16 protein-coding genes and 1 pseudogene are annotated in these 18,858 nt (G+C 45.7%); 9 read left to right on the top strand and 8 right to left on the bottom strand.

Annotated features, from left to right (window positions below; all coding sequences use genetic code 11):
* Positions 1-506: 506 nt before the first annotated feature.
* The 3 genes from BuS5_RS01090 to BuS5_RS01080 form a co-directional block, all read right to left on the bottom strand.
* Positions 507-3,188 (bottom strand): bifunctional acetate--CoA ligase family protein/GNAT family N-acetyltransferase, encoded by a 2,682-nt coding sequence (locus BuS5_RS01090; protein ID WP_035264083.1) that lies wholly within the window; start codon positions 3,186-3,188, stop codon positions 507-509.
* 34 nt (positions 3,189-3,222) lie between these two features.
* Positions 3,223-3,900, bottom strand: a complete 678-nt coding sequence (locus BuS5_RS01085; RefSeq protein WP_027352732.1) for a CBS and ACT domain-containing protein — start codon at positions 3,898-3,900, stop codon at positions 3,223-3,225.
* Positions 3,901-4,398: 498 nt separating this feature from the next.
* On the bottom strand, positions 4,399-5,247 hold the full coding sequence (locus BuS5_RS01080; RefSeq protein WP_027352733.1) for an MTAP family purine nucleoside phosphorylase: 849 nt from the start codon (positions 5,245-5,247) through the stop codon (positions 4,399-4,401).
* A gap of 390 nt (positions 5,248-5,637) precedes the next feature.
* Here BuS5_RS01080 and BuS5_RS01075 point away from each other — a divergent pair, with 390 nt between their 5' ends.
* On the top strand, positions 5,638-5,952 hold the full coding sequence (locus BuS5_RS01075) for an MBL fold metallo-hydrolase (protein WP_027352734.1): 315 nt from the start codon (positions 5,638-5,640) through the stop codon (positions 5,950-5,952).
* A gap of 482 nt (positions 5,953-6,434) precedes the next feature.
* Here BuS5_RS01075 and BuS5_RS01070 read toward each other — a convergent pair whose 3' ends face one another.
* The gene (locus BuS5_RS01070; protein ID WP_157487287.1) at positions 6,435-6,611 is read right to left on the bottom strand and encodes a hypothetical protein; all 177 of its coding nucleotides are present in this window, start codon (positions 6,609-6,611) and stop codon (positions 6,435-6,437) included.
* A gap of 411 nt (positions 6,612-7,022) precedes the next feature.
* Here BuS5_RS01070 and BuS5_RS01065 point away from each other — a divergent pair, with 411 nt between their 5' ends.
* From BuS5_RS01065 to BuS5_RS20300, 8 genes are all read left to right on the top strand, one after another.
* Complete coding sequence (locus BuS5_RS01065) at positions 7,023-7,646, top strand: TetR/AcrR family transcriptional regulator (protein ID WP_027352735.1); 624 nt, start codon at positions 7,023-7,025, stop codon at positions 7,644-7,646.
* Between the two features lie 51 nt (positions 7,647-7,697).
* Positions 7,698-8,921, top strand: coding sequence for an efflux RND transporter periplasmic adaptor subunit (locus tag BuS5_RS01060; protein ID WP_051374519.1), 1,224 nt, complete (start codon positions 7,698-7,700; stop codon positions 8,919-8,921).
* Positions 8,921-12,100, top strand: a complete 3,180-nt coding sequence (locus BuS5_RS01055; protein ID WP_035264086.1) for an efflux RND transporter permease subunit — start codon at positions 8,921-8,923, stop codon at positions 12,098-12,100. Before BuS5_RS01060 ends, BuS5_RS01055 begins: the two co-directional genes overlap by 1 nt.
* A 1-nt stretch (position 12,101) precedes the next feature.
* Positions 12,102-13,532 (top strand): efflux transporter outer membrane subunit, encoded by a 1,431-nt coding sequence (locus tag BuS5_RS01050; RefSeq protein ID WP_027352736.1) that lies wholly within the window; start codon positions 12,102-12,104, stop codon positions 13,530-13,532.
* Positions 13,533-13,617: 85 nt separating this feature from the next.
* Positions 13,618-14,571: a universal stress protein gene (locus BuS5_RS01045; protein ID WP_027352737.1), complete on the top strand. Its 954-nt coding sequence runs from the start codon at positions 13,618-13,620 to the stop codon at positions 14,569-14,571.
* The gene (locus BuS5_RS01040; protein WP_027352738.1) at positions 14,564-14,905 is read left to right on the top strand and encodes a TolC family protein; all 342 of its coding nucleotides are present in this window, start codon (positions 14,564-14,566) and stop codon (positions 14,903-14,905) included. Before BuS5_RS01045 ends, BuS5_RS01040 begins: the two co-directional genes overlap by 8 nt.
* Before the next feature lie 576 nt (positions 14,906-15,481).
* Positions 15,482-15,718, top strand: coding sequence for a hypothetical protein (locus BuS5_RS01035; protein WP_198012164.1), 237 nt, complete (start codon positions 15,482-15,484; stop codon positions 15,716-15,718).
* Positions 15,661-15,831: a CHASE sensor domain-containing protein gene (locus tag BuS5_RS20300; protein ID WP_084445533.1), complete on the top strand. Its 171-nt coding sequence runs from the start codon at positions 15,661-15,663 to the stop codon at positions 15,829-15,831. The genes BuS5_RS01035 and BuS5_RS20300 overlap by 58 nt, the downstream gene beginning before the upstream one ends.
* Here the strand turns inward: BuS5_RS20300 and BuS5_RS01030 are convergent.
* The 4 genes and pseudogenes from BuS5_RS01030 to BuS5_RS01015 all read right to left on the bottom strand — a co-directional run bounded on the left by BuS5_RS01030 (position 15,786) and on the right by BuS5_RS01015 (position 18,789).
* Positions 15,786-16,409 (bottom strand): hypothetical protein, encoded by a 624-nt coding sequence (locus BuS5_RS01030; protein ID WP_274427941.1) that lies wholly within the window; start codon positions 16,407-16,409, stop codon positions 15,786-15,788. The genes BuS5_RS20300 and BuS5_RS01030 overlap by 46 nt on opposite strands.
* Before the next feature lie 25 nt (positions 16,410-16,434).
* A pseudogene (locus BuS5_RS01025) lies at positions 16,435-16,536 on the bottom strand (MerR family transcriptional regulator); the annotation flags it as partial.
* 210 nt (positions 16,537-16,746) lie between these two features.
* Positions 16,747-17,493, bottom strand: a complete 747-nt coding sequence (locus BuS5_RS01020) for an N-acyl homoserine lactonase family protein (protein ID WP_027354258.1) — start codon at positions 17,491-17,493, stop codon at positions 16,747-16,749.
* A gap of 96 nt (positions 17,494-17,589) precedes the next feature.
* Positions 17,590-18,789: an acetyl-CoA acetyltransferase gene (locus BuS5_RS01015; protein ID WP_027354257.1), complete on the bottom strand. Its 1,200-nt coding sequence runs from the start codon at positions 18,787-18,789 to the stop codon at positions 17,590-17,592.
* Between the last annotated feature and the right edge of the window lie 69 nt (positions 18,790-18,858).

The raw sequence follows: 18,858 nt of genomic DNA, 5'->3' as shown, positions 1-18,858 counted from the left end.
TATACTTTCTCTTGAAACAAAATTCAACAAAAAACAGCATAAATGAAGTCATAATAAAAGCCGGTTAACAGAACAAAATCATTCCGCCTCTCCTTTTTCCGGCTAAACTCCCTTACTGCATCGTGTCAAACCGTAACTACCGTGAGTAGATATTACAATCAAATCTATAGAATTTTGACGCTCAAAATTTATTGCGGCCTAAGGTGCATCACCCATTTCAACACCTATAGATTTCCACACAAATAATTTCACTGCGTTATCGGTCGTCGGAGTATTACAATACCCCTTCCTCCCTCTGGCCTTGTGCAATTAATTATCTAAAAATCTATATATTAATCACTTAAATCAGAGGCAAATTTTTCCATAAACGCACTATGAATTATATCCACAGCCGTTTGAGGTTTTTTAATATAATCGCAGTTAATACATAGATCGAACTTATAGGGCGAGGCATCCTGTTTATGGAAAACTTTTTTAAAAAATACCCTCTGCTCTTATATGAAAATTTATAATTTAGCCTTCCCGAGTTCCAGGTTTAATTCATAAACACCGGCCCCTGGATTCTTTTTTATTGTAAAGCCGATTTTTTTGCTCAAAGACAACATCTGGGTATTTTCATAAAGCACCATCCCCCAGACCTTTTCTATCCCATGTTCTCTTGCAATTGCCAGGCAGCGTTTGAGCAATTCCGCTCCTATACCTTTGCCCTGCCATGGATCTCCCACCAGAACGGCAAACTCGGCATGCTTGCGATTAATCTGGGTGATAACCCGGGCGGCTCCCAACATTATTTCACCGTCTTTCGTATTGCTGAGAGCTACAAAAGCTATTTCCCTGTCATAGTCTATCTGGGTAAACCTTGCCAGCATGCTGTGAGGAAGACGCTTCAGGTATCCGAAAAACCGATGGTATACACTCTGGGGAGAAAGCGTATTAAAAAGATTTTCAAGCAGCGTAGCATCATCGGGTCTTATGGGTCGTATTAACAGCTCACCAAGCTTTGGATGCGTAATAATCTCCTCATGCTGATTGGGGTATGGACTTATAACAAGATGAAATGGAGCCGGGATATCCGCAGGTTTCAAAATAACACGGGCATCAACAGCGCAGATTTTTCCTTGTTTAATAACAAGGGGATTTATATCGAGCTCCTCGATTTCGGCAATATCTGTAACCATCTGGGATAAACGGATAAGAATTTCTTCAATAAAGACCAAATCAGCAGGAGGGCGGCTCCTGAATCCTTGCAGAATGGAATAGACCTTGGTCTGTTCCATCAGCCTCCTGGCCAGCAGTCGATTAATGGGAGGCAGGGCAATGGCCATATCTTTAATTACCTCTGTCAGGGTGCCCCCCATGCCGAAAAGGATAACCGGTCCGAAATCATGGTCTTTTTTTGCGCCCAGGATAAGTTCATAGTCCACATCGTTAACCATGGGCTGTATCGTCACCCCTTCAATTACGGCTTCAGGGTTGTATTCCTTTGCATTGCGCATAATATTAGCAAACGAATCTATGGCTTCAGCCTTGTTTTTTATATTTAAAGCTATACCCCCTGCATCTGTCTTATGGCTTATATCTTTTGAATTGATTTTAATAACAACAGGAAATCCGGTTGCTTCGGCTTTATCCCCAGCCTCTTTTGCGGATAGGGCTTTTATGGCGGGATTAACAGGAATTCCATATGCCTCAAGGAGCGATAGGGAATCAATTTCCGTCATATTAAATTCTCCGGCTTCTATTTTATTATTAACCAGTTCCTTCGCCTTTTTACGGTCAAATTCCAGTTTCTTGGGAAACTTGGATGGTATCTCCTGGAGCATTTCAATATTTTTCGCATATAGATCAAGATCCATAAAGGCTCTTATCGCCCTCTCCGGCGTGTCAAAAGTCGGGATACCGGCTTTGTTAAAAATTTTCCGGCCGGCCTCAACATAGCTCCCGCCTATCCATGAAGTTATAACAGGAATTTTTTTTCCTCCAAGAAGACCGATAATTGATTCGGCAATATCTGCGGGATCAACCTGGGCCACAGGAGAAAGCATTATTAACAGGCCGTTAATCTCCCTGGCATTTAAACATATCTCTACAACCTTATTATATCTTTCAGCTGCCGCATCACCTAAAATATCAATAGGGTTTCCGCAATTCCAGTATGATGGCAGGATTGCTTCGAGTTTTATAGCGGTTTCAGGGAGTAAAGCGGCAGGTTCAATACCGTAATCAGCAAGGGCATCGGCGGCCATTACCCCGGGACCGCCGGCATTGGTAATCACAGCAAGTCCCGAACCCCTGGGCCTGGGCTGTTTGGCAAGTAATTCGGCGCAATCGAATAGTTCCTCAAAGGTTTTAACCCTTACAATACCGGCGCGCCTGAAGGCAGCATCATAAACAGTATCCTCTCCGGCCATGGACCCGGTATGCGATGCCGCAGCTTTTGCGCCGGCCCGGGTGCGTCCTGATTTGAGCGCAACAATCGGCTTAACCCGCGATACAGCGCGCGCAGCGCTCATAAAATTTCTGAAACGGTTAAGGCCTTCAATATACATTACGATACTACTGACCTCAGGATCACCACCCAGGTAATCAATCATATCTCCAAAATCGACATCCAGCATTGAACCGAGGCTTATAAAATAGCTGAACCCAAACTGTTCCTTGATTGAAAGATCGAGTATTGAGGTACAGATAGCGCCGCTCTGGGAAATAAATGCCATCTTGCCTTTCAGAGGCATGTGACTTGCGAAGCTGGCATTCAAGGCCGCTTTACCGCAGACTATTCCAAGACAATTAGGGCCGATAACACGAAGCCCGCTATGCTTTATCTCTTTTTTTATGGCAGCTTCTATTTTTTTGCCACTGGTCCCGGTTTCTTTCCCACCGGCCGAAATAATAACCACACCCCCTGCCTCAGAGTCTACGCAGCACCTCACAATTTGCGGCGCTGTAACAATCGGAGTGGAAATTATAACAAGATCTATTGATGCTTTAATATCCTGAACCGATGGGTAGGCGGGATGCTTCCAGATTGTTTTATGGTTCGGATTGACCGGATAAACAGTTCCTGAAAATTCACTCTTGATTAAATTCCGCATGAGCGCATTTCCGATACTACCAGGTCTCTCGCTGGCGCCTACTACAGCGACGGATTTCGGTTGAAACATCCTGTTTATATTCTCTACACCCATATTTTTCGTTCCTTAGTGTTCGCTATAAAAAAGCCTAGTAAATAGTTCTCTCGTTAGCAGAATTATCCATCATATAAAGCAGAGTGCTTTTTTCTTCCAAAATTTCTTTCAGCCTCCGAAGGCTGGGGGCGTCAATATTATATGCGGTAATATAAATTTTTATATGGCCTTCCTTAGCCCGCTTGACGGATGTCATTACACTATTAACGCGTCCCCCATGATCCCGGATAAGGTCGGTTATCTCTTTTACACATCCGGAAAAATTAACCTGATCAACGGCAAAACGAATTCCTTTATCTCCAGTGCCTGTAAATAAAATCATTGCTCTGAAAATATCCGCCTGTGTGATAAGACCGAGCATCTTTTTTTTATCATTAAGAACCGGCGCTCCCGATATTTTATTAACCAGGAATACTTCCGCGGCTTCTTGAATAGTATAATCCAATGGAATGGAAACAGGCTCCGCCGTCATAATTTCTTTGATTTTAATCCTTGAAAATTTATCGTCCGGATCATCTGCCGGCTGTATATCAAGATCAGGCACAGATACTTTTTTAAGATTTTTGTCTGTTACAACCCCTACCAGCAAGTCATTTTCCAAAACAGGGAGTAAATGGAGTTCATTTTTAAGCATCAATTCCACTGCATCCTGGACAGTAGCATCTGCATTAATTGTAACCGGCTTTTTGTTCATCCAGTTTTTTACTAACATGGTTGATTTTCTCCCTTCTATTGTTATAAAACTTGAATTTTTTTCATCTGTGGCTGGCACTGGTTAAGCGAGCCAAAAGAAATATACTCAATTAATAGCGCAAAAAAGATGCCAACCCCATACAGATGTCTTTTGTGGATTAACTACTTAAAATAACTTATTATTTATTGAACAACGCTTTCTATTAAATTCAAAATTAGAAAAGAATGTGTCGACTTTTTTTACAAAATGTAAACAAAAATTGATTCAGATAAATATATTATATTACTGAGGTTAAACTTGAAATTTAGTCGATTGTGATGAAATGTGGGTATTTGTTGAAATGAAAAGCAATAAAAATATAGATTGTCAGATAATTACCCGATTTTACAATTTGGCACAAGGCCAGATGGGGCAGGGGTTCAAAATCTTGAACCCCTACTACGACGACCGATAACGCAGTGAAATTATTTGTCTTACAATCTATACCTGTTAAGGACTATCAACACCGGATAAAATCTATCTTTGAAGAACAGCAAGAATAAGCTTTTGATCATCCGGCAGCCCGTCTGCAGGTGTAATCATTGCATCTTTAAGGCTTTCACGGCAGAGGTGCGGTTTTACGGGGGGAAGTTCCTGTATAAATAATTTCAACAAATGAATCACCTTTCCAAGGCTGGATTCATACAGCTCAATTACTTTTGCAACTGAAACATGTTTTGAGGGATCATCAAGCCAGCAGTCATAATCAGTGGCAATGACAATGGATGCATAACATATTTGGGCTTCCCTGGCCAGGAATGCTTCGGGTAAATTAGTCATACCGACAATATCGCATGACGCGGCATTTCTTAGGAAATTACTCTCCGCCACAGTCCCCAGCCGCGGGCCCTCCACACAGGCATACACCACTCCTGTATGAACCGGCTCTTTAATTTTTGTGCCGGCATTTTTAATAGCCTCTGTCAATACCGGGCAGGCCGGCTCTGCCGTGGAAACATGAGCGGACATGCCATTGCCGAAAAAACTCGCCTTGCGAATACCTTTGGTCATATCAAAATACTGACCTGGAACCGAGAAATCCCCAGGCGCAATCTCGCTGCGGAGGCTACCGGCGGCGGAGATGCTTATGATTTGCGTGACACCGGCTAATTTTAATGCAAATATATTTGCGCGGTAATTTATTTCTGAAGGCAGACACTGATGGTTCTCACCGTGGCGGGGCAAAAAAATTACTTTTCCACCATCCAGCTCTCCGGTTACCATGGCACCGGACGGCGCTCCGAAAGGCGTATCTACAAGCTCTTTTTTTATTATCTTAAGATCTCTAATATTATAAAGACCTGTTCCACCTATTATGCCAAGCACAGGAAACCCCGATTAAACATGTTTAATAAAAAAACGACGCTATCGACCGTCACATAAATAATTTCACTGCGTTATCGGTCGTCGTAGTAGGGGTTCAAGATTTTGAATCCTGCCCCATCTTCAAGATTTTGAACCCCTGCCTCCCTCTGGCCTTGTACCAAATTTCAAAATAGGGTAATTATTTGACGGTTTATAAAATAAATATAAATTTTAATATAATACCCTTGAAGTGTTTTTTCAAGAATAATTGATCGGGCTTATGGCAAACCTTTTACCAAAACAAACAAATTTTAACCTGTATTTTTTAATTTGATATTGATTTGAGTGCCGTTTCAAATAATTTTTGGCCTTTGGAGGTATAAATTTGGATAATGCAGGGGGGTATAATACATGCATGTTACGTTTTATGGCGCTGCAAGGGAAGTTACCGGTTCGATGCATCTTATTACTACTGAAACCGACCGGATATTACTGAATTGTGGTATGTTTCAGGGACGTCGGAAAGAGACTGCCCAAAAAAACAATGTATTGCCGTTCGACCCGAATATCATCAGGAACATCGTGTTTTCACACGCACACATAGATCACTCGGGCCGCATACCAATGATCACAAACCGGAATTTTCACGGACAGGTTATTTGTACGCGTGCAAATATCTTTTGCTGGATTCCGCCCACATGCAGGAATTCGACGCTAATTACTTGAATCATAAAACCGTGAGGTCAATTTTGCGGGAGTTGAGGACAACGCCTCAAGGGAACAATATATCGGCACGCACGAATAAAAATATTCAAAAAATCTTAAAAACAGATTAAAATAAACTTAATATAAACAATATTAATGAACTTAGGAACGGGGACGAAATAATTTCCACAAGTAGGCGCACAGATTTAGGTTAGGTTTGTTCGATCGAAAATTATAAAAGTTGCAGGAATAGCGAGCTATTTCAAGATTTTTGTAATTTTAGATCGAGTAAAGATGGCCTGAAGCTGTGATGCATAGTTGAGGAAGTTATTTTGTCCTAGTTCCTAATTACCCGATTTATTATCTGACAATCTATAGGTCTCCGATTTGCTTTGTCAGATCGAATATAGCGAAAAATATTAAGCTCACAGATTTTTTTCCTTCAGTCGAAATGACAATTGTTAGCTGAAACACAAATTAATGCCGGCAAGTCAATGCATTGATCAGGCAAGGGGATCGTCATCCTCAAAAAGTTCTTTTACCACTTCTACATAAGTATCATCGACATCTTCCTTAGAATAGCCTTTATCTATGTATAATTTTTTTATAACAGGCTGAGCCTTTCTTATCAAGTCTTCATCATCTTCCATCAGTTTCAATAATTCCTTGTTTACTCCCATTATTTCTCCTTCCATAATAAAAATATGATGCAAAAAATTTGTTTATACGAATTTATCAGGACATATAAATTTTTAAATAATTAATTTCACAAGGGTATAGGGTAAAACCTGAGGGGGGTACTTTGGCAGAAGGTTTTGACCGATAACACATTGGAATTCTTTTATATAGAAATCTATAAAAATAAACTCAGACATATTTTTTTAGATAACATGCTTTTTTTTGAAAATCAACTGATTTATGAGATTGGTAAGGGGCAAATAGTGTAACATCTTGTCTTCGAAAAATTGGGGATACTTTTTTTTCTTGACAACAAAGGTGAACACCTTAAAATATGATTTTGATGTCATTTTATATAATCAGACGTCAGATTTGTAAAAATTGACAACACCAGACCAAACGGAGGCCGGATAATGCAAGGAGAGAAACTATCACGTCGAGAAAGAGAGAAACTCAGGCAGCGTCGAGATATGCTTGCCGCCGCCCTGGAGCTTTTCTCTGAAAAAGGGTACCATAATGTATCCATGCACGGGATTGCGGAAAAAGCCGAATTTGCCGTAGGAACGCTCTACAAGTTTTTCAAGAACAAGGAAGATCTCTACAAATCCCTTATCGTTGAGCAGGCCGAAAAATTCCATAAGGCCTTAAAGAAGGCCATGGAAGAAGGGGATGACGAGATTGAAAAACTACGAAATTACGTGAAGGTCAAAAGCACAGTCTTTATGGACAACGTCTCCGCCATCCGCCTTTATTTTACTGAAACTCGGGGCGCAAGCTTCAATATCAAGGCAGGCTTTGATATCAAAATTCGGGAACAATATGACCAGCTTCTGCATACCCTTGCCTCGATTTTTGAGAGCGGAATAAAAAAAAAACGGTTTCAGAAGATCGCCGAGCCGTACCACCTGGCCGTTGCCCTTAGCAGTCTTTGCAATGCTTTTCTTTTTCTCTGGCTGGAAGCGCCTGAGCGACATCCTTATCCTGGAGACCCGGACGTCATATTGAACCTTTTATTCAAAGGGTTGGTTAATCCGTAATTATTTGCAGGATTTTGGCAACTTATAATATAAATACTTGGAGTATCCCTGATGCAAAACAATGGAATTGTGTCTCAAATCTTTAAGTGGAGTCTGTTTTTAGCTGCCCTGTCAGTCGGCTTTTTGACGGCAGGTTGCGAGTGCCGTCAAACACCTGTTCCGCCCCCTGTCCCGGAAGTCTCCACGGTAACGATGCAAACCCGAAAAGTTATGCTGTCCACTGAATTGCCAGGCCGCACGGCGCCTTTCCGTATTGCCGAAATCCGGCCACAGGTCAGCGGCCTGCTTCAGAAACGATTTTTCAGGGAAGGTTCCCATGTCAAGGCCGGTCAGGTTCTTTATCAGATAGATCCCGCTCCCTTCCAGGCGGCACTCGACAATGCCCGGGCCGGACTCGGCAAGGCTGAGGCCAATCTGCCTGCGGTCAGGTTAAGGGCCGAGCGTTACAGGGAAGTGCTTGCGGATAAAGCGGTAAGTCAACAGGACTATGACGACGCGGCTGCTGCCCTGAAACAGGCCCAGGCAGAGATTCAATATTGGAAGGCCCAGGTAGAGACGGCTCGTATCAATCTGGGATACTGCCGTATCAACGCACCCATCACAGGCCGCATCGGCAGATCCAATATGACAGAGGGTGCTATTGTGACGGCTTATCAGCCCGTGGAACTGGCAACCATTCAACAGCTGAATCCAATTTACGTGGATGTCCCCCAATCCACCACGGAACTCTTGCGTCTGAAACGCCGTTTGGAGGATGGCCGCCTCAAGAAGTATGGAACAAACCAAAACAAGGTCAAGCTCATCCTGGAAGATGGTACACCATATCCACAGGAAGGGATACTCCAGTTTCGTGATGTCACGGTGGACCCAACGACGGGATCCGTCATCCTGCGGGTTGTCTTCCCAAATCCGGAAGACGTTCTCCTGCCGGGCATGTTCGTTCAGGCGGTTATTAAAGAAGGTGTCAATGAACAAGGCATCCTCGTTCCCCAGCAGGGCGTGTCCCGCGACCGCAAGGGGAATCCCGTCGCGCTGATCGTGGATGCCTCAGACAATGTCCGGCAGCGGATGCTTACGCTCGACCGGGCCATCGGAGACAAATGGCTCGTTTCGGCAGGTCTTGCTCCCGGCGACCAGCTGATCGTCGAAGGGATGCAAAGAGTGCGGCCCGGCGGTACCGTAAAGGTTGTTCCTTTTAATGAGAATAAAACCAGGCGCAGGCCTGAGGCCGAACCTGACGTCCGGCCGCAAAAGCGAACGGACGGAGGTGCCTGATGTTATCAAAATTTTTTCTGGAACGTCCGGTCTTTGCATGGGTCATCGCTATCGCCATGATGGCGGCCGGGGCGCTGGCGATCTATAATCTGCCTATATCGCAGTATCCCTCCATCGCTCCTCCGTCCATTGCCATTGAATCATTTTATCCCGGAGCCTCGGCGGAGACCGTTGAAAATACCGTAACCCAGATCATCGAGCAGAAAATGACCGGCTTTGACAAACTGCTGTACCTCTCCGGCGCCAGTGATTCTTCCGGCGCCTCCCGCATTGAGCTGACCTTTACCCCGGGTACCGATCCGGATCTCGCCTGGTCCAAGGTGCAGAACAAGCTCCAGCTTGCAATGGCCAGCCTGCCCGATGTTGTTCAACGTCAGGGAGTCAAGGTCAGCAAATCGACCAAAAACTACCTGCTGATCGTGGGACTGATCTCGGAAGACGGCAGCATGGACGGCAATGACCTGCGGGATTATTCCCAGTCCAACTTGGAAAAGGTGTTGGCCCGGGTGCCGGGCGTGGGTGAAGTGCAAAACTTTGGTACCCAGTATTCCATGCGGGTCTGGCTCAATCCTGACAAACTGACCAATTACCACCTGACCATGGAAGATGTCATCATGGCGCTGCGGGCCTACAATGTGGAAATTTCCGCGGGTCAGTTCGGCGGGGCGCCGGCCATGGAAGGTCAGCGCTTGAACGCCTCAATTATCGTACAGCACCTGCTCAAGACCCCGAAGGAGTTTGCCGCCATTCCAATCCGCATCAATCCTGACGGTTCCATCGTGCGGATCAGGGATGTCGGACGGACGGAACTAGGAACCGAGCGGTATGATGTCATTGCCCATTACAACGGCAAACCCTCTGCTTTTATGGCCATCCGCAAGGTTTCCGGAGCCAATGCCCTGGAGACCGCTGATGCCATCAAGGGGAAACTGGTTGAAATGAGCCGCTATTTTCCTTCCGGCATGAAGGTGGTTTATCCTTACGACACTACCCCCTTTACCAGGGTGGCCATCGACGAGGTGGTCAAGACCCTTTTCGAGGCGATCCTGCTGGTTTTTATTATCATGTATCTTTTCATGGGCAACATCCGAGCCACACTGATTCCGACTATCGCCGTGCCTGTCGTCCTGCTTGGTACTTTTGCAATGCTGAATTTTCTGGGATTCTCGATCAATATGCTGACCATGTTCGCCATGGTGCTGGCCATTGGTCTGCTGGTGGATGACGCTATCGTTGTAGTCGAAAATGTTGAGCGGCTGATGAGCGAAGAGGGCCTTTCACCCAAAGATGCCACGGCCAAGTCGATGGAAGAAATCACCAGCGCCCTGATCGGTATCGGTCTGGCACTCTCGGCTGTGTTCGGGCCCATGGCCTTTTTCCAGGGTTCTACCGGGGTTCTCTACCGCCAATTTTCTGTGACCATCATCTCCTCCATGCTACTTTCGGTTGTAGTGGCCCTGATCCTGACCCCGGTTCTCTGCGCATCGTTTCTCAAGCCGGTGCCAATCGGGCATGAACCGGCTGATAATGCGGTTTTTTTTCTGCGCCCCTTTTTTCGCTGGTTTGACAGGGTTTTTTTCCGCATAAGAGATTTCTATATAAAACTGGTCGGTCACGCGATTGCCAAACGTATGCGTTACGTGTTTATCTATATCCTGCTGATCGCAACGGTAGGTTTTCTTTTTCATCGGATGCCCACATCCTATCTTCCAAATGAGGATCAGGGAATCCTGTTTGTCCAGGCCATACTTCCGTCTGGTTCGACCCTTGATCAGACTGAAAAGGTCATGGAGGCGGTCAAAAATCATTTTTTGGGAGATGAGAAAGGCGCGGTGGAATCCTTTGCGTGGGTTTCAGGTTACAGCTTTTCCGGCCGAGGTCAGAACGTGGCCCTGGGATTTGTTCACCTCAAGGACTGGAAACTGCGAGAGCGGCCGGACTTGAAGGCCGGGGCAGTGGCTGGCAGGGCCATGTGGATGTTTTCACAAATCCGCAATGCCATGGTGTTCGCTTTTCCGCCGCCGGCGGTCATTGAACTGGGCAATGCTAAAGGCTTCGATTTTCAGTTACAGGACTATGGCGGTCTGGGTCACGCCGCGCTGATGGCGGCCCGTAACCAGCTTCTCGGCATGGCTGCCCGGGATCCGAGATTGATCAGGGTCCGGCCCAACGGCATGGAAGACGTGCCCGAGTACTACATCGACGTGGATTGGGGAAAGGCCGGTGCCCAGGGGGTTTCCATCACCGCCATCCACAACACCATTGCCGCGGCCTTCGGCAGCGCCTATATCAACGACTTTATCCAGGCAGGACGGGTCAAACGGGTGTATGTTCAGGCAGACACTCCCTATCGCATGCTGCCCAAAGACCTGGAAAAGCTCTATGTGCGCAACAGCCAGGGGAAGATGGTCCCCTTTTCTTCTTTTGCGTCCGGACACTGGACTTATGGTTCTCCCAAATTAGAGCGTTATAACGGTTTTCCGTCTATCAACATCTGGGGCGAGCCTGCGCCGGGGAGGAGTTCCGGCGAGGCCATGGCTGCCATGGAAGAATTCATTTCGAAGTTGCCGAAAGGGATCGGCTTTGACTGGACAGGGCTTTCCTACCAGGAGCGGATGGCAACCGCCCAGGGACCGATTCTCTACGCGTTCTCCATTCTCGTAATTTTTTTATGTGTAGCCGCCCTGTATGAAAGTTGGACAATCCCTTTTGTCAACCTGTTAATGTTACCCTTAGGTGTATTAGGGGCAATCGTGGCAACGTCGCAGCGGGGTCTGCCCAACGATGTCTATTTTCAGATCGGATTTCTTACCACCCTTGGCCTTTCGACAAAAAATGCCATCCTGATCATTCAGTTCATCAAAGAGCGGTTGCAGCGCGGGGATGGTTTGATCGAGGCCACCATCGGAGCCGTAAAGACCCGGTTCCGACCCGTTATCATGACCTCACTGGCTTTTTTCTTCGGGGTTCTGCCCTTGGCTATTACCAGCGGAGCCGGGGCAGGGGCCCAAAATGCCATCGGTACGGCGGTTTGCGGCGGCATGCTGTCAGCAACCTTTATTGATCTTCTTTTTATCCCGCTTTTTTTTGTGATTGTTGCCGGTTTTTTCAAAAAAGAGCCGCCCGGCCAAAGCCCCGATAAAAATCCGACAGCCAATAAATCTCGGGGGGTGGTTTAAAATGAGAAAACAAATGTTAGTAATAGCGGGAGTGTTGATTTTATTGGGCGGCTGTTCCCTGGCCCCCAAATATACCCGGCCCGCGCCCCCGATTCCGGCACAGTGGCCGCAGGGTAAAGCCTATAAAAATATTCCGGCACAACCTGATGCGGTAATTATCCCCGAGCTTTACCGGCAGGAGTTTTTTGCCGACGAGTCGTTACAGAAGATTATTGAGATGGCCTTGGTCAACAACCGTGATTTGCGGCTTGCCGCACTGAACGTTGAAAAGGCCCGAGCCTTGTACGGCGTTCAACGGGCTGAGCTGTTCCCAACGGTCAATGCAGCGGGAGGGGGCGGCAAACAGCGCCTTTCATCCGATCTTTCAGTCCCGGGGGAATCGAGGACAGTCGAACAATACAGCATAAACCTGGGGGTTGCTGCATGGGAGATCGATTTTTTCGGCCGTATCCGCAGCCTGAAAGAACAGGCATTGGAAGAGTATCTGGCTACGGATGAGGCACGCCGCAACGTACAGATTGCGCTGGTGTCCGAGGTTGCCATGGCGTACCTGACCCTTGCCGCCGACCGGGAAAATTTCAAGCTGGCCCGCTCCACCCTTGAAACCCGGCAAGCTGCCTATGACTTGATTAAACGGCAATATGACGTCGGTATTGCGACCGAACTGGATTTGCGCCGGGCGCAAATCCCGGTGGATACATCCCGGGGAGATGTTGCCCGCTATGAGCAAATGGTGGCTCAGGCCCAGAACGCATTAAACCTTCTGGCCGGCTCGCCGGTGCCCGAAGATATCCTGCCGGCGGATCTGAGCAGCGTTACCCCCCCAAAAGAGATTTTCCCGGGCCTGTCCTCCGAGGCGCTTTTGCGCCGGCCGGACATTGTGGCCGCAGAACATCGTCTCAAGGGAGCATACGCCTTTATCGGCGCGGCCCGTGCAGCCTTTTTCCCCCGTATTTCACTGACCACCTCGCTCGGAACCGCAAGCGACGAGCTTTCCGGTCTCTTCAGTTCCGGATCGGACACATGGAACTTTGCACCGCAGATTGTAATGCCGATTTTTGACGCCCGCACCTGGGCCGCTCTTCGGGTCAGCAAAGCAGATCGGAAAATTATCCTGACCCAGTATGAAAAAGCCATTCAGACGGCCTTCAGGGAGGTAGCCGATGCCCTTGCCGTACAGGGCACAATAGACCAGCAGGTCTCTGCGCAACGATCTCTCGTTGATGCGGTTGCAGAAACATATCGTCTTTCGAATAAACTCTATGCAAAGGGGATTGACAGCTACCTGGGTGTCCTTGATGCGCAGCGATCCCTATTTGCAGCGCAGCAGGGGCTTATCTCGCTCCGCCTGGCCAGACTCGCCAACCAGGTGAGGCTTTACGCGGTATTGGGCGGAGGCGGTGAGCCGCCTGAGACACCTCATAATAAATAAAAAACCCATAACATCTCATCCATTTATAATCGTAGAGCAGGCAAAAAAAAATGCCATAATTAGAATTGCTGTTGGAGGATAGAATATGACAATTCAAAAAAAACTGCTGGTATTAGTTGATGGTTCCGAACGATCCATACAAACGGTTAACTATGTAAATGATTTTATGCCCGTTGATGAGAATACGCGGATTGTGCTGTTTCATGTCTTCAGCGGTGTACCTGAAGAATATCGGGAATTAGAAAACGAGCCAACGTGCGTTGGCGCCGTAAGTCAATTAAAAAGTCGGGGAACAGAGCAGAAAAGAAAAATCCGGGCGTATCTGGAAGAGGCGAAAAAAATTTTGATCGCAGGCGGGTTTTCGGGACAGTCAATTGAAATCAAATTTCATTTTTTGGAAAAAGGGGTTGCCAGGGACATCATAAATGAAGCAAGAAACGGTTATAGCGCAGTCGTCTTGAGAAGGCGGGGAATGGGTGCTCTGAAAAGTATCATACTTGGCAGCGTTGCTGTCAAGCTGCTGCAATCCTTAACATCAATCCCGATTATCATTGTGGGACAGGCCGCTCCTGTCAAGAAAATTTTGTTGGCCGTGGATGATTCACCTTGTTCGATGAAAGCGGTTGAATTTGTTGCTTCATTGTTAGGAGGACATGGGTATGAGGCCCATATTTTTCATGCAATTCCAGGCCTGGGGGCTATAAACTTCGAACTTCCTGAAGTTAACAAGCCGAAGTTTCCCAAAATTGAAAATCTTAATAACTGTGTTGAAGCCTTTAGAACAAAAATAACACAACAATTTCAATTTATAAAAAAAATGGTGCTGGAATCAGGGTTTGAATTTGAAAAAATATCTGAAAAAATAATTTCCGGTGTACCCAGCCGGTCCCAGGCCATTATCAAGGAAGCGGAAGCCTGCGGCTGCGGCACAATTGTTGTCGGGCGAAGGGGCATTTCAAAGGTTGAGGCGTTTTTCATGGGCCGGGTCGGTCATAAGGTTATCTATGGAGGAAAAGAATTTACGGTCTGGGTTGTTTGATGACAGGCTGCGGGTCAGCAAAGCCGATCGCAAAATCGTCCTGACCCAGTATGAGAAGGCAATCCAGACGGCCTTCAGGGAAGTAGCCGATGCCCTTGCTATGCAAGGCACAATAAACCAGCAGGTATCTGCGCAACAATCCCTGGTAGCTGCGGTTGCAGAAACATATCGTCTTTCGAATAAACTCTATGCAAAGGGGATTGACAGCTACCTGGGTGTCCTTGATGCGCAGCGATCCCTATTTGCAGCGCAGCAGGGGCTTATCTCGCTCCGCCTGGCCAGACTCGCCAACCAGGTGAGGCTTTATGCTGTGTTGGGTGGAGGTTTGGAGTAGAGGGGTTCAAAATTTTGAACCCCTACCCCTCTGGCCTTGTGCCAAATTTCAAAATAGGGTAATTATCTGACGGTCTATAGTTTTCAACAGGATGCACCTCTGCAAATATCCTTTCATTTCCTCAACTTAGGATTAGATCAAAAATTATTTTATATTTTGGCATATAATCTGCAAGCTGTCTTTGCGCGCTCCTCATTTACACCATATTTTATAAAATTGGCTTATAAATAGCTCGTTATTCCTGCGGCTTTGCTCAATCTGAGCGCACAACACAAACTAAGGTGAGGTTAAACTGGATTGATTTTAATTAATTTTTAAAGGTTTTTAAATTTTAACCGATAGATAGTTTGGGGAATTTGTTTTTTTCCTTTTATTCCAAACATCAATTTGCAGATCGAGTCAAGGCAATTTAGCAAGAGTTTTTGCAGTAATAAAAAAAATCGATCTTAACCATAGGTTTTGAGATGAATATTCACAATGCCATGGAGTCAGGCTTGGAAATAAGTTCCAGACTACTTAATCCGGCAGCCATTGTTGAATAAACAGAATTTCAATAACCAGGGAGACAAAATTAAAATGACACATACTTCTAAGCGGTTTCGTTCGTCCTCAATCCGCAGTAAACTTATTCTGTGCATGGTCATCATTGCCTGCATTGGTGTACTTTTGATAATAACGGCAATAATTGCTTACGAAAATACAACCGCAAAAAAAGAAGCTTTAAACGAACTTGAAACCTTGACAAGCGTAATTGGGTGGAACAGTTCGCCGCACTTGCATTCAATGACCATAAAGCTGCAAAAGAAATACTGACAGGATTACGTGCAACACCTGATATTACGGCAGCTTTCTTATATGATGTTTCAGGAAACAAAATAGCTCAGTATGTAGAAAGTGGAATTAATGAAACAGAATTTTTAATCTGAAGTTCCCTTTTAAAAAAAGCACAAATATCCTGTAAATACATATTGTTAGAATTCGCCTTGATGCGATCGTACTGCCTACACACGTATCGTCTCGTTTGCATCCATTCTCTCTTTGGAAAGGCTGGTTCGTACGATGTAGATTCCATCGCTATAGCATCGAGTGCAGCCTCTTTTTTGACCTTATCTCGATTGATTCCGAAGCTGAAATCGTTGTCACGAATGTCGAGTTCGAAATGCTTGCCGACCTTGTACTTGTTGATAACCTTGCCGACACGAACACCAATCTTGTCCTGTCCATGCAGCCGGCCTTTGTCGATCTTCCGGCTAAGCTTTGCCAATTGCCTGGAGATAGACTCAATGTGAGTTCGGCTTCTTTTAAGGCGCTTTTCGATTAACTCTTGATTGCCCTTGCTCTTTGCCGTTATTTCGGCAATGAGCTCGTCCTCATTGACTTTGTAAATAAACCCGTCCTCCCGGATATCAAGATTGAAGTGTTTTCCGATTCTGTACTTTTTCAGTATTGTGCGTACCCGATCGTCAATCTCTTTTTTTCCCCTCAATCGTCCTTTTCGAACCATGCCCCTGACACATAGGGGTAAGTGTCCTCTTGGCTATCAACCTACCCTCTGTGTCCCAACGTCTTAATGTTGAGGCTGATTTTCCTATTCTTTTTGCAAATTCGTTTATTCTATATATTTTACTCATAATAGATAATTATAAATAAGAATGAATAAAATATCAATAACTATTTATAGCTCCATATGCATCAAGCCAAGGCGGTAGTTTTACCTTCATTCCCAGGCTCTGCCTTTTTTATCCATGCGTAAGCTTGCGCTTTGATTTATGTTCCCGTTTACGGAGTGCCTCAACGATTCGTTTGAGGTCATTTCCATGAATCACTCATTTTCCAATCTGTTAACCTATAGTATCTACAGCCGCAAATCCGGGTTCGTGCAAAGGTATCAAGATATCAGCCATATCTTTTATTTTCAGCATAATATCGTATGCTTCGTATGCGTCCACATGGGTTCCCGGAGGGATAACATCCATCTCCATGGCAGTGATCTCTTTAGGAGGGTTGAAATTTTCCATAATAGTGCAACACCCGGTTATTACAGCCCGACCTTTGGATGTTTCCACAAGCACGGAAAGCCCTCCATCGGTATGGGCCGGAGTATGAATAACCTTAATGCCGGAAATTATTTCAGTATCACCTGTTATAGTCGATATCTGACCGGCCTCTTCCACATCTATTATATAATCGTCCAGATACCTGAAATCAAGGGGGTGGGGATCGTGTACCCGCTTTAGTTCTTTGTCATGTACATAAAAAACGGCATTTACACACTTATAGTCGTTTTCACAGTGATCATTGTGCAGATGTGTATGGATCACAATATCAATATCTTCAGGTGCGAGTCCCCAGCGGCTGAGACCTTCTTCAAAAGTATAGATCTTGCCGCCGATTGACGCTTCTCTTGCCTCTGATTTAACAGGATTCATTTCGCCAGTATCCACAATGACTTTTTTATCTCCCCCCTCAAGGTACCAGCAATATATCGGTATTGTGTAAGGCTTGCCATAGTCGTGCTGATAGGTCATCATTCCCTTATCGAAAATTTTTGTACCCATTACAATCGGATGTATTTTATACCTGTTCATTTTATCACCTGGGATTGTAAAATTTAATATGACCCTGTGTATAAAAAAAAACCGGTGAGCCTTCAGCCCACCGGGTTAAATTATCCAGCGTTAATTTTACAAGCCGGCGATAGAGATACTGACAATATTCTGATTGGGGAATCCTCCCATGTTGTGGGTGAGCCCGAGGGATGGATCTTTAATCTGTCGGTCACCGGCCAGCCCCTGGAGCTGCAAATATATTTCATACATCATCCTCAACCCGGAAGCTCCGATGGGATGGCCGAAACATTTCAATCCGCCGTCAGGTTGGCATGGTATCTTCCCGTCAAGATTAAAAAAGCCATCTCTAACATCGTTCCCGGCCTTGCCCCTTTCAGAAATCTGTAGATCTTCATAAGTTACAAGTTCTGTAATCGAGAAGCAGTCATGAACTTCAAGCAGGCTCATCTCTTCCCTGGGATTCTTGATCCCAGCTTCTTTATAAGCTTTGATGGCGCATTCATTACCGGTTTTTACATATGTTCCGTCCCAATCGCTGTACATTAATTCAGCGCCTGAGCAGAGCGCCAGTTGCATGGCCTTGAGTTTGACCGGTTCAGGTTTGCCAAAATTTTTGGCCATATCCGCACGGCAGACTATGGCGGCGGCAGCGCCGTCACTGACTCCGCAGCAATCAAACAGACCTAATGGATAGGCAATCATGGGGGCATTCATAATTTTTTCTACAGAAGCCTCCCGCCTTAAATGAGCTTTGGGATTTTTTGCGCCATTGCTGTGACTCTTGGAAGAAACCATGGCAATTATTTCCTTGCCCTCTTCCGGGGTTAATCCGTATTTCTCAAAATAGGCAATGGCCATCATTGCAAACTCGCCGGGGGCCGTTATATTGGACATCATAAATTTAGCATCAGTGCCCAACATCGACGGCATATCCGGAAGACCGGCAAATCCGGTGTCTTTGAGTTTTTCAACCCCAAGGGCCAGGCATATATCATACGCGCCGGATGCAACTCCATATACAGCTCCTCGCAAAGCTTCGGTACCTGTGGCACAAAAATTTTCAACGCGTGCTACCGGAAGGTAGGGAAGCTTTAGAGTCATGCTAAGAGGCATTGATGTTTTTCCAACATTAGTGTCTGTCATGGATGAACCAAACCAGGCTGCATCTATATCTTTTTTTTCTATACCGGCATCTTTTATTGCTTCCTGAAAAGCTTCAACAATAAGCCCTTCGGAGTCCATGTCCCATCGCTCACCGAACCTTGTGCAACCCATGCCGATAATTGCGACTTTATCTTTTATTCCTTCTGCCATTTCTACCTCCTAAAACAGGTGTCAAAATAAGAATTTATTTTTTATTTTGGATACAGGTCATTATAAAAA

The sequence above is a fragment of the Desulfosarcina sp. BuS5 genome (genome assembly GCF_028752835.1).
Taxonomy (GTDB): Bacteria; Desulfobacterota; Desulfobacteria; order Desulfobacterales; family BuS5; genus BuS5.
The sequence above is the reverse complement of the archived record's forward strand: the minus strand, read 5'-3'. Positions and strand labels throughout refer to the sequence as shown.